The sequence below is a fragment of the Paraburkholderia sediminicola genome (genome assembly GCF_046027355.1).
Taxonomy (GTDB): Bacteria; Pseudomonadota; Gammaproteobacteria; order Burkholderiales; family Burkholderiaceae; genus Paraburkholderia; species Paraburkholderia sediminicola_B.
Window position 1 is genome coordinate 1 of sequence record NZ_JAQQEK010000005.1, and the last position, 12,907, is coordinate 12,907.

12 protein-coding genes are annotated in these 12,907 nt (G+C 63.5%); 4 read left to right on the forward strand and 8 right to left on the reverse strand.

Annotation, left to right across the window (positions count from 1 at the left end):
- Window positions 1-67 precede the first annotated feature (67 nt).
- Both PQR42_RS10195 and argF read right to left on the reverse strand, forming a co-directional pair.
- Entirely contained in the window at window positions 68-1,294 is a 1,227-nt protein-coding gene (locus PQR42_RS10195; RefSeq protein WP_408220666.1) for an argininosuccinate synthase, read from the reverse strand.
- A 250-nt stretch (window positions 1,295-1,544) separates the two neighbouring features.
- Window positions 1,545-2,474 (reverse strand): ornithine carbamoyltransferase, encoded by a 930-nt coding sequence (argF, locus tag PQR42_RS10200; protein ID WP_132373351.1) that lies wholly within the window; start codon window positions 2,472-2,474, stop codon window positions 1,545-1,547.
- Between the two features lie 450 nt (window positions 2,475-2,924).
- Here argF and PQR42_RS10205 point away from each other — a divergent pair, with 450 nt between their 5' ends.
- On the forward strand, window positions 2,925-3,269 hold the full coding sequence (locus tag PQR42_RS10205) for a DUF3579 domain-containing protein (RefSeq protein WP_408220670.1): 345 nt from the start codon (window positions 2,925-2,927) through the stop codon (window positions 3,267-3,269).
- Between the two features lie 212 nt (window positions 3,270-3,481).
- Here the strand turns inward: PQR42_RS10205 and rpsT are convergent, their stop codons facing one another.
- Window positions 3,482-3,760, reverse strand: a complete 279-nt coding sequence (gene rpsT, locus PQR42_RS10210) for a 30S ribosomal protein S20 (protein ID WP_012434165.1) — start codon at window positions 3,758-3,760, stop codon at window positions 3,482-3,484.
- Between the two features lie 524 nt (window positions 3,761-4,284).
- Between rpsT and murJ the strand changes: the two genes are divergently transcribed.
- A complete protein-coding gene (gene murJ, locus PQR42_RS10215) occupies window positions 4,285-5,835 on the forward strand; it encodes a murein biosynthesis integral membrane protein MurJ (RefSeq protein ID WP_408220672.1) in 1,551 nt (516 codons plus the stop codon).
- 5 nt (window positions 5,836-5,840) lie between these two features.
- Complete coding sequence (locus tag PQR42_RS10220; protein ID WP_408220674.1) at window positions 5,841-6,683, forward strand: SirB1 family protein; 843 nt, start codon at window positions 5,841-5,843, stop codon at window positions 6,681-6,683.
- 110 nt (window positions 6,684-6,793) lie between these two features.
- Here PQR42_RS10220 and PQR42_RS10225 read toward each other — a convergent pair whose 3' ends face one another.
- The 5 genes from PQR42_RS10225 to lpxK all read right to left on the reverse strand — a co-directional run bounded on the left by PQR42_RS10225 (window position 6,794) and on the right by lpxK (window position 10,858).
- Window positions 6,794-7,552, reverse strand: coding sequence for a 3-hydroxyacyl-CoA dehydrogenase (locus tag PQR42_RS10225; RefSeq protein ID WP_408391389.1), 759 nt, complete (start codon window positions 7,550-7,552; stop codon window positions 6,794-6,796).
- Window positions 7,553-7,827: 275 nt separating this feature from the next.
- Window positions 7,828-8,493: an adenylate kinase gene (gene adk, locus PQR42_RS10230; RefSeq protein ID WP_134457969.1), complete on the reverse strand. Its 666-nt coding sequence runs from the start codon at window positions 8,491-8,493 to the stop codon at window positions 7,828-7,830.
- A gap of 214 nt (window positions 8,494-8,707) precedes the next feature.
- Entirely contained in the window at window positions 8,708-9,508 is an 801-nt protein-coding gene (kdsB, locus tag PQR42_RS10235) for a 3-deoxy-manno-octulosonate cytidylyltransferase (RefSeq protein ID WP_408391391.1), read from the reverse strand.
- A 149-nt stretch (window positions 9,509-9,657) separates the two neighbouring features.
- The gene (locus PQR42_RS10240) at window positions 9,658-9,861 is read right to left on the reverse strand and encodes a Trm112 family protein (RefSeq protein ID WP_007180583.1); all 204 of its coding nucleotides are present in this window, start codon (window positions 9,859-9,861) and stop codon (window positions 9,658-9,660) included.
- On the reverse strand, window positions 9,842-10,858 hold the full coding sequence (lpxK, locus tag PQR42_RS10245) for a tetraacyldisaccharide 4'-kinase (protein WP_408391393.1): 1,017 nt from the start codon (window positions 10,856-10,858) through the stop codon (window positions 9,842-9,844). Before lpxK ends, PQR42_RS10240 begins: the two co-directional genes overlap by 20 nt.
- A 567-nt stretch (window positions 10,859-11,425) precedes the next feature.
- Here lpxK and xseA point away from each other — a divergent pair.
- Window positions 11,426-12,805, forward strand: coding sequence for an exodeoxyribonuclease VII large subunit (gene xseA / locus PQR42_RS10250; RefSeq protein ID WP_408220682.1), 1,380 nt, complete (start codon window positions 11,426-11,428; stop codon window positions 12,803-12,805).
- The last annotated feature ends 102 nt before the right edge of the window (window positions 12,806-12,907 follow it).

Consider the following 12,907-nt stretch of genomic DNA (forward strand, 5'->3'; position numbering starts at 1 on the left):
TGGCGATGGCCGCGCCTTGCGGCGCTTAACTCGTTTGCGCGAAGTTAGCCTTCACCGAAGCACCTCATCAGCCGCGCTGACGACGCGCATTCTCCGCAATCCGCATACGCAGCGCATTCAGCTTGATGAACCCGCCAGCGTCGGCCTGGTTGTAAGCGCCGCCGTCATCGTCGAACGTGGCGATCGTCTTGTCGAACAGCGTTTCCTTCGAATCGCGCGCGACAACCGACACGCTGCCCTTGTACAGCTTCACACGCACCCAGCCGTTGACCTTCTCTTGCGTATGGTCGATCAGCACCTGAATCGCGCGACGCTCCGGGCTCCACCAGTAGCCGTTATAAATCAGCGAAGCATAACGAGCCATCAAATCGTCTTTCAGGTGAGCCACTTCACGGTCGAGCGTGATCGACTCGATGCCGCGGTGCGCCTTCAGCATGATCGTGCCGCCCGGCGTTTCATAGCAGCCGCGCGACTTCATGCCGACGTAACGGTTTTCCACCAGATCCAGACGGCCGATGCCGTGCTTGCCGCCCAGACGGTTCAACTCGGTGAGCATTTCCGCAGCCGACAGACGCTTGCCGTTGATCGCGACCGGATCGCCGTGCTCGTATTCGATGTCGATGTATTCAGCCTGGTCCGGCGCCTGTTCCGGCGACACGGTCCAACGCCACATGTCGGCCTCGGCTTCCGCCTTCGGGTCTTCCAGGTGGCGACCTTCGAACGAGATGTGCAGCAGGTTCGCGTCCATCGAATACGGCGCGCCGCCTTGCTTGTGCTTCATTTCGATTGGAATGCCGGCCTTTTCCGCGTACGCGAGCAGCTTTTCGCGCGACAGCAGATCCCATTCACGCCACGGTGCGATCACCTTGATGCCCGGTTCCAGCGCGTAGTAACCGAGTTCGAAGCGAACCTGGTCATTACCCTTGCCGGTTGCGCCGTGCGACACCGCCTGTGCGCCGCTGGCGCGGGCGATTTCGATCTGACGCTTGGCGATCAGCGGACGCGCGATCGACGTGCCCAGCAGGTACTCGCCTTCATAGATCGTGTTGGCGCGGAACATCGGGAACACGAAGTCACGCACGAATTCTTCGCGCAGGTCTTCGATAAAGATGTTTTCCTGCTTGATGCCGAGTTGCAGGGCTTTCTTGCGCGCCGGTTCCAGCTCTTCGCCCTGGCCGATGTCGGCCGTGAACGTGACGACTTCGGCGTCGTAGTTGTCCTGCAACCACTTCAGGATGACGGAGGTGTCGAGGCCGCCCGAATAGGCGAGCACGACTTTCTTGATATCGCTCATGGTGAACTCGTAGCTGGAGAAAGCGGGAAAACAAGGCGCGCCGGCGGTCCCGGAGCGCGGAAAACCACTATTTTGACACTAAACCGCCGGCTGCCCGCGTTTTTGGGACAGTGCGATGCTGAAGCCGGGTCCGCCTACCGCCGTGGACGCCGGCTCGATGCGTGGCGCTAAACGTGGATGCCTTGCCTCGTATTCAAGGCCCCGTCGCGCTTCACGCAGATGCTGCTCAACGTGCTGAACAGCGGTTCGCTCAGTGATTCAGCTTGCCGAGCAGCAGGTATTCCATCAAGGCCTTTTGCACGTGGAGACGATTTTCCGCCTCGTCCCACACAACGCTTTGCGGGCCGTCGATCACTTCCGCGCTGACCTCCTCGCCGCGGTGGGCGGGCAGGCAGTGCATGAAGAGCGCATCGGCATTGGCGCGCGCCATCATGTCGGCGTCGACGCACCAGTCGGCGAAGGCTTTCTTGCGCGCTTCGTTTTCGGCCTCGAAGCCCATGCTGGTCCAGACGTCGGTGGTCACCAGGTCGGCGCCGGAGCAGGCCTCGTTCGGATCGTCGAATTCTTCGTAGAACGGCGCGCTCTCGGCGGCGACCATGGCGCGGTCGAGCTTGTAGCCCGGCGGCGTGGACAGGCGCAGCTTGAAGCCGAGAATCTGCGCGGCTTCGATCCACGTGTACAGCATGTTGTTGGCGTCGCCGACCCATGCGACCGTCTTGCCGCGAATCGGCCCGCGATGCTCGAAGTACGTGAAGATGTCCGCCAGCACCTGACACGGGTGATATTCGTTGGTCAGCCCGTTGATCACCGGCACGCGCGAATTCTCGGAAAAGCGCTGGAGGATGTCCTGGCCGAACGTGCGGATCATGATGATGTCGACCATGCGCGAGATCACTTGCGCTGCGTCTTCAATCGGCTCGCCGCGGCCGAGTTGCGTGTCACGCGTGCTCATGAAGACGGCGTGGCCGCCCAACTGGAAGATGCCGGCTTCGAACGACAGGCGCGTGCGCGTCGAATTTTTTTCGAAGATCATCGCCAGCGTGCGATCGTGCAGCGGATGGTAAGTCTCGTAGTTCTTGAATTTGCGTTTCAGAATGCGCGCGCGTTCCAGCACGTACTCGTAGTCTTCCAGCGAGAAATCCTTGAACTGCAGGTAGTGGCGAATTTTCTTGGCGGTCATGAAACAAATACGGCGGTCTCACCCGGCAGGATTGCCGGACGGCGCCGCCGTCGTTTGTGGTAACTCAAAGCAGCATAAAGGATTTCGCCCGATTTGACGAGTCGGCCAAAAGGCTGGGAAAGCTGTCTGAAAGCCTCGCGGAGCCCTCCTGGAACGCTCAGACATGTCTTGTGTGCGGTGCGGAAAAAGGTCCGCTGCGCTATAATCCACGGGTTATCCCAAAGCCCAGCAGGCCGGTATTCCGCTTGTGGGACACGGCTCGCTCGGTTCGGTACAACCTTCTCGCGGTGCGCCGTCATGACGGGCGCCAAGGCGGCTTCGCCGGCTCTTCGCGGTTTCTGGTGGTGCGGTTCGCCATCGCGGCACGCTCGGCGAGTCCCCGGCAATTCAGAGCCGTTTCGCCGTCCGCTTTCCCGTCGTCCCGCTGGGCAGTCACACAGGTATTCCTACATGGCCGAAGCAGCTCCAACCGAATATTTCATTCAGGGCATCACGTCGACGGGAAAAAAGTTTCGGCCGAGCGACTGGTCGGAGCGGCTCGCAGGCGTCATGGCCTGTTTCGGCCCCGGCGCAAGGAAGGGGCCGAACGCCTACATGCAGTACTCGGTGTATGTCCGGCCGACCATGATCGGCGACCTCAAGTGCGTGATTCTCGATTCGCGGTTGCGCGACATCGAACCCATGGCTTTCGACTTCGTCCTCAACTTCGCGAAAGACAACGACCTCGTCGTGACGGAGGCGTGCGAGTTGCAACTGGAGCACGCCACGCCGCAAGAGAAAAGGCACGTGATCTAGCGCGAGCCTGCCGGATCGGCAAAGGCAAAGGCAAAAGCAAAAGCAAAAACCCGCTGGCAGCGGGTTTTTTTATGGGCAGTCCGTCAGTCATGTGGGCGACGAACTGCGCGATGCAGTGCGGATCTGTCAGTCTGAAGCAAAAAAGCCCGCCGAGGCGGGCCTTTCTGTGCAGCGGAAACAGGAGGTAGCCCACCGAAGCGGGCCGACCGGAATTACTGTGCTGCGGACGCTTGCAGACCCTTGATGGCTGCAGCGAGACGGCTCTTATGGCGAGCAGCCTTGTTCTTGTGGACGATGTTCTTGTCGGCAATGATGTCGATGGTCTTCGACGATGCCTGGAAGATTTCAGCGGCCTTAGCCTTGTCGCCGGCGTCGATCGCCTTGCGGACAGCCTTGATAGCCGTGCGGAACTTCGAGCGCAGTGCCGAGTTGTGCGAGTTTGCCTTGGCGGCCTGGCGGGCGCGCTTGCGTGCTTGTGCGGAGTTAGCCATGACGGTTCCTTATCCTGTTCCTGTTTCCAGTACCTGACCTTCAAGTGGTGAGGTGCTGCTTTTAGATCGAACTCTTGGAAGCGATTGCCCAAGAGCGCAAAAGTGTCGAAAAAAATCGATCGGACTACGCGAAGGCAGGCCGTGTTTTCGGGCTACTCAAGGGTGCTGGCAGATGGCGCGCGGTTAGCGTTTAAGCGACCTGAACCCCGTCCGAAAATTGAGCGAGCGTCGAAACCGGCGATTATAGCAACAAAATCAGGCACGTGGCAACGGGAAAGCACTACGACACTGGGCCGCCCTGTTGCGTAAAGTCCGGCGCCCAGTCGACGGCGCATATGGGCGAGCGTGTCGCGCCCCGGGCACAAGGCAGGCGCGGGCCGTGTCCAGCGGGCCCAAGGCCGCGCGTCCGGGCCGCAAAAAACGCGCCGATCCACCCATCGGATCGAACGTCCGCGCGGCAAATCGGTCCGAATCGCGTTCCGGCTCATCGTCCGCACTCGCGGCACCCGTATAATAAGCGCCCCATGAATCTATTCCGAGCCCTGCTGACGGTCAGCGGCTTCACGCTGCTGTCGCGCGTGACCGGACTGGCCCGCGAAACGCTGATCGCACGCGCGTTCGGTGCCAGTCAATACACTGACGCGTTTTACGTCGCCTTCCGCATTCCGAACCTGCTGCGCCGCATTTCCGCCGAAGGCGCGTTCTCGCAGGCCTTCGTGCCGATTCTCGCCGAGTTCAAGAACCAGCAAGGCCACGACGCCACCAAGGCGCTGGTCGACGCCACGTCGACGGTGCTCGCCTGGGCGCTCGCGGTCCTTTCGCTGATCGGCGTGGTGGGCGCGTCGGGCGTGGTGTTCATCGTCGCCTCGGGCCTCGCGCACGAAGGTCAGGCCTACGCCCTCGCGGTCACCATGACGCGCATCATGTTCCCGTACATCATTTTCATTTCGCTGACGTCGCTGGCGTCGGGCGTGCTGAATACGTACAAGAACTTCTCGCTGCCCGCGTTCGCGCCGGTTCTGCTGAACGTCGCGTTCATCGTCGCCGCGGTGTTCGTCGCGCCGCGTCTGCAAACGCCGGTCTATGCGCTCGCGTGGGCGGTGATCGCCGGCGGCGTGCTGCAATTCATCGTGCAGTTGCCGGGTCTGAAGAAGATCGACATGATTCCGCGCATCGGCCTGAACCCGGTGAAGGCGCTCGCGCATCGCGGCGTCAAGCGCGTGCTGTCCAAGATGGTGCCCGCGATGTTCGCCGTCTCGGTCGCGCAGATCAGCCTGATCATCAACACGAATATCGCATCGCGCATCGGCCCGGGCGCCGTGTCGTGGATCAATTACGCCGACCGGCTGATGGAGTTTCCGACCGCGCTGCTGGGCGTCGCGCTCGGCACGATCCTGCTGCCGAGTCTTTCCAAAGCGCACGTCGATGCCGATCCGCACGAATATTCGTCGCTGCTCGACTGGGGCTTGCGTGTCACCTTTCTGCTGGCCGCGCCGAGCGCCGTCGCGCTGTTTTTCTTCGCGCAGCCGCTGACGGCCACGCTGTTCCACTACGGCAAGTTCGACGGCAATTCCGTGGTGATGGTTGCCCGCGCACTGTCGGCGTATGGCGTCGGCCTGATCGGCCTGATTCTCATCAAGATCCTCGCGCCGGGTTTCTACGCGAAGCAGGACATCAAGACGCCGGTGAAGATCGGTGTCGGCGTGCTGATCCTTACGCAGTTGAGCAACTACCTGTTCGTGCCGATTTTCGCGCATGCCGGTTTGACGCTGAGCGTCGGGCTCGGTGCTTGCGGTAATGCGCTGCTGCTGTTTCTTGGGCTGCGCAAGCGCGGCATCTATACGCCGTCGAGCGGCTGGCTCAAATTTTTCGTGCAGTTGTTCGGCGCCTGTCTGGTGCTGGCCGGCACGATGCACTGGCTGGCCATCAGCTTCGACTGGATCGGCATGCACAGCCGCCCGGTCGATCGCATGGTGTTGCTCGCAGCGTGCCTCGTTCTGTTCGCCGCGCTATATTTCGGTATGCTTTGGCTGATGGGCTTCAAGTACGCGTATTTCAAAAGGCGAGTGAAGTGATCACGATGACGCGAGTTCTCGACTATTTCAGCACGCTCGTCGCCGAAGACGACAGTCTTCCGCTGACCGAGGCGGCGCTCTCGCTCGCGCAGGACGCCTATCCCGATCTCGATCTACAAGGCACGCTCGCCGAGATCGACGAGTTGGTGCTGCGCCTGCAGCGGCGCATGCCGGACGACGCCGACATCAAGCAGAAGGTCGGCATTCTGAACCGGTTCTTCTTTCGCGAGCTGGGTTTCGCCAGCAATCTCAACGACTATTACGACCCCGACAACAGTCACCTGAATGCGGTGCTCAAACGTCGCCGCGGCATTCCGATTTCGCTGGCGGTGTTGTATCTGGAAATGGCCGAACAGATCGGCGTTCCGGCGCGCGGCGTGTCGTTTCCTGGCCACTTCCTGTTACGCGTGACGACGCCCGACGGCGACGTCATGCTCGATCCGACCAGCGGACACTCGCTGTCCGAATCGGAGATGGTGGAGATGCTGGAGCCATATGTGGCGTCGGCGGGCGAATCGGTGAGCAGGGCGCTGCGCATGCTGCTGCAACCGGCCACGCGGCGCGAGATCATCGCGCGTATGCTGCGCAATCTGAAGTCCACGTATCTTCAGACGGAACGCTGGCAGCGTTTGCTCGCGGTGCAGCAGCGTCTCGTGATCCTGCTGCCGGAAAGTATCGAGGAAGTGCGCGATCGCGGCTTCGCTTATGCGCGGCTCGATTATCTGCGGCCCGCGCTCGAAGACTTGGAGCGCTATCTCGGCGACCGGCCGGATGCCGAGGACGCGACCGTAGTGGAGTCGCAATTGCACGAACTGCGTCAGCGCACCCAGCACGACGACCGCGAATAGACCAGCGGCCCCGCGGACCAGAACCACCGAAAACAAAACGCCTGCACAGGTTTCTGTGCAGGCGTTTTTCATTGGCGCGGGCTATACGAAACCGCACGCCGCATGCAGGCTTACTTCGGCTGCATCCGAATCGCGCCGTCCAGACGAATCACTTCGCCGTTGAGCATCGGATTGTCGAAGATTTGCTTGGCGAGCATTGCGTACTCCGCCGGTTTGCCGAGACGCGGCGGGAACGGCACCATCGCGCCGAGGGCGTCCTGCACTTCCTGCGGCATGCCGAGCAGCATGGGCGTTTCGAAAATGCCCGGTGCGATCGTCATCACGCGGATCGCGTTGCGCGACAGGTCGCGTGCGATGGGCAGCGTCATGCCGGCCACGCCGGCCTTGGATGCCGCATAAGCCGCCTGGCCGATCTGGCCGTCAAACGCGGCCACCGACGCCGTGTTGATGATCACGCCGCGCTCGCCATTGGCGTTCGGTTCGTTCTTCGACATGGCCGCGGCGGCGAGCCGGATCATGTTGAAGGTACCGATCAGATTGATCGAGACGGTGCGCGCGAACGAGTCGAGCGGATGCGGGCCGTCCTTGCCGACCGTTTTGACAGCAGGCGCGACGCCCGCGCAATTGACGAGGCCGCGCAGCGTGCCGAGCTTGGTGGCCGCTTCGACGGCCTGGGTAGCGTCGTCTTCACGGCTCACGTCGCACTTGACGAACACGCCGCCGAGTTCCTTCGCGAGCGCCTCGCCGGCATCCACATTCAGGTCGGCGAGCACGACCTTGCCGCCGTTTTCGACGAACAGGCGCGCCGTGGCTGCGCCCAGACCCGATGCACCACCGGTGATCAGGAAAACGTTGTCACGAATCTCCATGTCTTCTCCTTTGCTACGGTTCAGTAATGTCTAGATCGAATATCTTTTCGATGATCGATTGTAACGGCTATGCTGCAATGCGGAAAGTGAAGCGGGCAGGAGCGTGATTCTTACGCCTTGGAAGGGCTTAGGCAGAGCAAACCGTTACGGATGGCTAATTAATATTGAACGCGGATAAATAGCGAAACCAGACGGCACTCGAGCCGGGCGTTGCATAAAAAAACCCGCCGGCAAGGGCGGGTCTTCTCCTGAAGCAACCACAGACGCAAACGAGCTTACTTCAACGCCTCGAACGCGCGGTCGCGAATTTCGTCGACGCTGCCGAGGCCCGAAATGCGTCGATACTGCGGCGCGGTCAACGGGGTCGACGAATCGCCATTCTTCGCCCAGGTGTTGTAGTACTCGATCAGCGGCTTGGTTTGCGCCTCGTACACTTCCAGGCGCTTCTTGACGGTTTCTTCCTTGTCGTCGTCGCGCTGGATCAGCGGTTCGCCGGTCACGTCGTCCACGCCTTCGACCTTCGGCGGATTGAACTTGACGTGATACGTACGGCCCGACGCCGCGTGCGAGCGGCGGCCACTCATGCGCACGATGATCTCGTCGAACGGCACGTCGATTTCCAGCACGTAGTCGATCGGGACGCCGGCCTGCTTCATGGCTTCAGCTTGCGGAATGGTGCGCGGGAAACCGTCGAACAGATAGCCGTTCGCGCAGTCCGGCTGCTGCAGCCGCTCTTTCACCAAGTTGATGATCAGTTCGTCCGTGACCAGTTCGCCGGCATCCATGAAGCGTTTGGCTTCGAGGCCGAGCGGCGTGCCTGCCTTGACGGCCGCACGCAGCATGTCGCCGGTGGAAATTTGCGGAATGCCGAACTTTTCCTTGATGAAGTTTGCCTGAGTGCCCTTGCCCGCGCCGGGCGCACCCAAAAGGATCAAACGCATGTGATATCTCCAGATCTATGTGAATTCTTTGGTGGCGCTGCGGACATCCCACGATGCGTCGAGGGGACCCGCATCGGCTGCCGTTCCAGGTCTCGCGCTGCACATCGAAGACGACGGCGCTGCAAGACGGCGACGGCGCGACCGGGCAAACCCTGACTCTCGCGTGTAGCGGGAGGCGCGCACAACCGCCCGATTATGCCATGGGTTTTTCCGCTCAAGACCCGAATAAAGCCTGCACGCGCGCGAGATCGGCGGGCGTGTCCACGCCGGGCAGCGGCACGTCGTGCGTGACGAGCACCGCGATGCGCTCGCCGTGCCACATTGCGCGCAGTTGTTCGAGCGCTTCGACCTGTTCGATCGGCGAGATCGCGAGGCTGGGATACGTGCGCAGGAATTGCGCGCGATAGGCATACAAGCCGATATGCCGATGAACTACCGCGGGCGCGGGCGGCACGGGCATCGACGCGACATCGGGCCAGTGCGGCTGATAGGCGTCGCGTGCCCACGGAATCGGCGCGCGCGAAAAGTACAGCGCGACGCCGCGTGCGTCGAGCACCACCTTGACGACGTTCGGGTTGAAAATTTCGGCGGGGTCGTTGATCGGGTGCGCGGCGGTGGCGATCGCGCAGCCGTGGCTCGCCGCAAGGTGCGACGCAACGCCGCACACCAGCGCCGGATCGATCAGCGGTTCGTCGCCCTGCACGTTGACCACGATCGTGTCGTCGCTCCAGCCGAACTGCGCCGCGACTTCCGCGAGACGGTCCGTGCCGGACGGATGGTCCGCGCGCGTCAACACCGCTTCGAAGCCGTGATCGCGGGCGGCGTCGAGCACCGCTTGCGCGTCCGAGGCGACCAGCACCTGCTGCGCGCCCGATTCGCGCGCGCGTTCAGCGACCCGCACCACCATCGGCTTGCCGCCGATGTCGGCGAGCGGCTTGTTGGGCAGACGCGTCGAGGCGAGCCGGGCCGGCACGACGGCGATGAACGGGGGAGTGGTGGTGTTGGCGTGGGTCATCGGCAGGGCAAGCGCAAAGACGGGCGGCGATGAAGCCGGAAGAAAGCAGCCGCGCATGCAGCGCGGCCGCGGACGGGCAAGACGACGGACACGGACCGCAACACGAGGGACGCCTCTACGGCGGCCGCCCCGTGCGAGCGCGGTCTCACTCAGGCCACGGAGCCCGGATTCAGATCGACCGGCGTGCCTTCCACGGTCTGCCGCGCTTCGTCGACGAGCATGACGGGAATGCCGTCGCGAATCGGATAGGCCAGCTTGTCCGCGTTGCAGATCAGCTCCTGTGCTGCGCGGTCGTAGCTGAGCGGGCCCTTGCAGATTGGGCAGACGAGAATTTCAAGCAGGCGAGCGTCCACGGACTTTCTCCACAACTAATGCAATGAGGCGATGATCGAGCGCGGCTTCGACCGGGACAACCCAGATGCGCGCGTCGTGCCAGGACCCTAATTTTACCGCATCCTTTTCCGTTATCAGGATGGCGTCGGCGTCCACATCGGTAAATGGATTGCGCTCGAACGCGTAGTGATCCGGCAGCGCGCGGGTGGCGGGTGTGAGACCGGCGGCGCGCAGCGTCGCGAAAAAGCGCTCCGGCGCGCCGATGCCGGCCGCGGCCAGCACGCGATCGCCGCTGAATTGCGCGAGCGGCCGGCGCAACGCGGGATTGTCCAGATGCCACGCGTCGGCGGGCGCGAGCTGTAGCGCGAAGGTGTTCGGCCACGCCGGCAGCGTGCGCGCGTACGGATCGTTGATGAGCGTCGCGTCGCGGCGGCGCGACAGCGGCTCGCGCAGCGGGCCAGCCGGCAGCAGGAAGCCGTTGCCGCCGAGCCGGTGATCGAAAACCACCAGTTCGGCGTCGCGCTTAAGCCGGTAATGCTGCAAGCCGTCGTCGCTCACGATCACGTCGACTTCGCGATGCGCGGCGCACAGCGCCTGCGCGGCGGCCACGCGATCCGGACAGACCCACACCGGCGCACCGGTGCGCCGCGCGATCAGGAGCGGCTCGTCGCCGCCGACACTCGCCGCCGAGGTGGACGTGACCCGCGTCGGCGTCTTCACGCGCGCGCCGTAGCCGCGCGACACCACGCCGGGTTTGAAGCCCGCTGCGCGCAACGCCTCGACCAGCGCGATCACGGTCGGCGTCTTGCCGGTGCCGCCGACGGTCACATTGCCGACCACCACCACGGGCACGCCAATGCGCACCGATTTCAACCAGCCGAACGAAAAGGCGGCGCGGCGCGCGGCGGCGATCGCGCCGAACACGCCGGCGAGCGGCGACAGCGCCCAGGCGAGCGGGCCGCGCTGTTGCCATTCGCGCGCGAGGCGTGCTTCGAGACGGTTGCTCACTTCGCTCATGGGCACGTCGCGGAGACGAGCGGCGCGCCGCTCGCGGGAAGGCGCCGGGACGGCGGCGTGAAGGAGCTAGGCGCAATACGCGGGGCAAGCATCAACGCGGTTCTCCGGACTATCGAAAGTGAGGCAAAAAATGAAGCAGGGCGGCAACCGGCGCACTTGCGCAGTGTGCCCCAATGCTGGACGCCGCGGGACGTTCGGCATGCCGTCGAACCCGCCACTCTAGCGCGCGGGCGTCCTGAACGGCAAGTCGTGCGCCATGCGCCGCGCGACGAAACGGCGCTTCCGGTGTTGCTGTGAGCCTGTGGATAACTTTGTGGAGAACCTGCCGTCCGATGGGCGAAGAAGGCCGTTCCGCGCGCCCGGTATCGGCAATCATTCTCTTTAGCGAGATGTAAACACCATATAAATCAACGACATGCCTAAAAATCATGCGGCGGCGTGGGCAATCTGGCGGGATCCGTCTGGCGGGTCCCGCCATGTGGACACTTTTAACAATTCGAGCGCCGCGCTGGACGCGGATGGCCGGTCGGTCTATCGTCTGTCCGGCCAGCCACACATATTCCTCGCATGAATCCCGAAAGTCCTTTTTCCTCGTCGGCGACGCCCGGCGGTGAGGTCGTCGTTCCCGTTTCGGCGCTCAATCGCGCGATCGGCACGATGCTCGAACGTTCGTTTCCGCTTGTCTGGGTCGCCGGCGAAGTGTCGAACTTCACGCGCGCCGCGAGCGGCCATTGGTATTTCTCGATCAAGGACGCGCAAGCGCAGATGCGTTGCGTGATGTTCCGCGGGCGGGCGCAATACGCCGAATTCACGCCGCGCGAAGGCGATCGCATCGAAGTGCGCGCCCTGGTGACGATGTACGAGCCGCGCGGCGAGCTGCAACTGAATGTGGAAGCGGTGCGGCGCACTGGACAGGGGCGTCTCTATGAGGCGTTCCTCCGGCTGAAAGCGCAGCTCGAAGCGGAGGGTCTCTTTGCCGCCGAGCGAAAACGCGCGTTGCCGACGCACCCGCGAGCGATCGGCATCGTGACGTCGTTGCAGGCCGCGGCGTTGCGCGACGTCCTGACCACGCTGTCGCGGCGCGCGCCGCACATTCCGGTAATTGTCTATCCGGCGCCCGTGCAGGGCGTGGGTGTGAGCGGCAAGCTTGCCGCGATGGTCGACGCCGCCAACGCGCGGCGCGAAGTCGATGTGCTGATCGTGTGCCGCGGCGGCGGCTCGATCGAAGACCTGTGGGCGTTCAACGAAGAAGTGCTGGCGCGCGCGATCGCGGAAAGCGCGATTCCCGTGGTGAGCGGCGTGGGCCACGAAACCGATTTCACGATCGCCGACTTTGCCGCGGACGTGCGCGCGCCGACGCCCACTGGCGCCGCCGAACTCGTCAGTCCGCAGCGCGTGCTGCTGTTGCGCGAGTTGGATCATCGCCACGCGACGCTCGCGCGCGGCTTCGGTCGCATGATGGAGCGGCGCGCCCAGCAACTCGACTGGCTCGCGCGCCGTCTGGTATCGCCGGTCGAGCGGCTCGCGCGGCAACGCACGCATCTGCAGCAACTGAGCGTGCGGCTCGCGTCGGCCGGCGCGCGTCCGGTGCGTGACGCACGAGCGCGGTTTTCGCTGCTGCAGATGCGCTGGCAGCGTTGGCGTCCGGACCTCGCCGGGCATCAGGCGAAACTCGGTAATCTCTCGCAACGTCTGGACGCGGCTTTGTTACGCCAGCATGAACGTCAGACCGCACGCATCGACACGCTCGCCGCGCGTCTCGAGGTGCTGAGTCCGCAGCGTACGCTTGAGCGTGGTTATGCCGCCGTGCTCGATGCCCAGAGCGGGCGGGCGGTGCGCGCGCCGTCGTCGTTGAAGCCGGGACGGCGCCTCACGGTGCATCTCGCGGAAGGCGCCGCGGACATCGCGCTGGCCGATGTGCAGCCGCGCCTGACCGACGGTTTCTGACACTTCGCCGACGGCATGAGCTGCCGTACTTTTGACTGTTGCGAGGGCCGGGCACACGCTGCGAGGAAGCACTATTTACGCTGCATGTGCGGCATGTTCACC

Excerpts from the sequence above, each read along its gene's own strand:
- PQR42_RS10195 (WP_408220666.1), bottom strand. The coding sequence starts at position 1,294 with ATGAGCGATATCAAGAAAGTCGTGCTCGCCTATTCGGGCGGCCTCGAC.
- argF (WP_132373351.1), bottom strand. The coding sequence starts at position 2,474 with ATGACCGCCAAGAAAATTCGCCACTACCTGCAGTTCAAGGATTTCTCG.
- PQR42_RS10205 (WP_408220670.1), top strand. The coding sequence starts at position 2,925 with ATGGCCGAAGCAGCTCCAACCGAATATTTCATTCAGGGCATCACGTCG.
- rpsT (WP_012434165.1), bottom strand. The coding sequence starts at position 3,760 with ATGGCTAACTCCGCACAAGCACGCAAGCGCGCCCGCCAGGCCGCCAAG.
- murJ (WP_408220672.1), top strand. The coding sequence starts at position 4,285 with ATGAATCTATTCCGAGCCCTGCTGACGGTCAGCGGCTTCACGCTGCTG.
- PQR42_RS10220 (WP_408220674.1), top strand. The coding sequence starts at position 5,841 with ATGACGCGAGTTCTCGACTATTTCAGCACGCTCGTCGCCGAAGACGAC.
- PQR42_RS10225 (WP_408391389.1), bottom strand. The coding sequence starts at position 7,552 with ATGGAGATTCGTGACAACGTTTTCCTGATCACCGGTGGTGCATCGGGT.
- adk (WP_134457969.1), bottom strand. The coding sequence starts at position 8,493 with ATGCGTTTGATCCTTTTGGGTGCGCCCGGCGCGGGCAAGGGCACTCAG.
- kdsB (WP_408391391.1), bottom strand. The coding sequence starts at position 9,508 with ATGACCCACGCCAACACCACCACTCCCCCGTTCATCGCCGTCGTGCCG.
- lpxK (WP_408391393.1), bottom strand. The coding sequence starts at position 10,858 with ATGAGCGAAGTGAGCAACCGTCTCGAAGCACGCCTCGCGCGCGAATGG.
- xseA (WP_408220682.1), top strand. The coding sequence starts at position 11,426 with ATGAATCCCGAAAGTCCTTTTTCCTCGTCGGCGACGCCCGGCGGTGAG.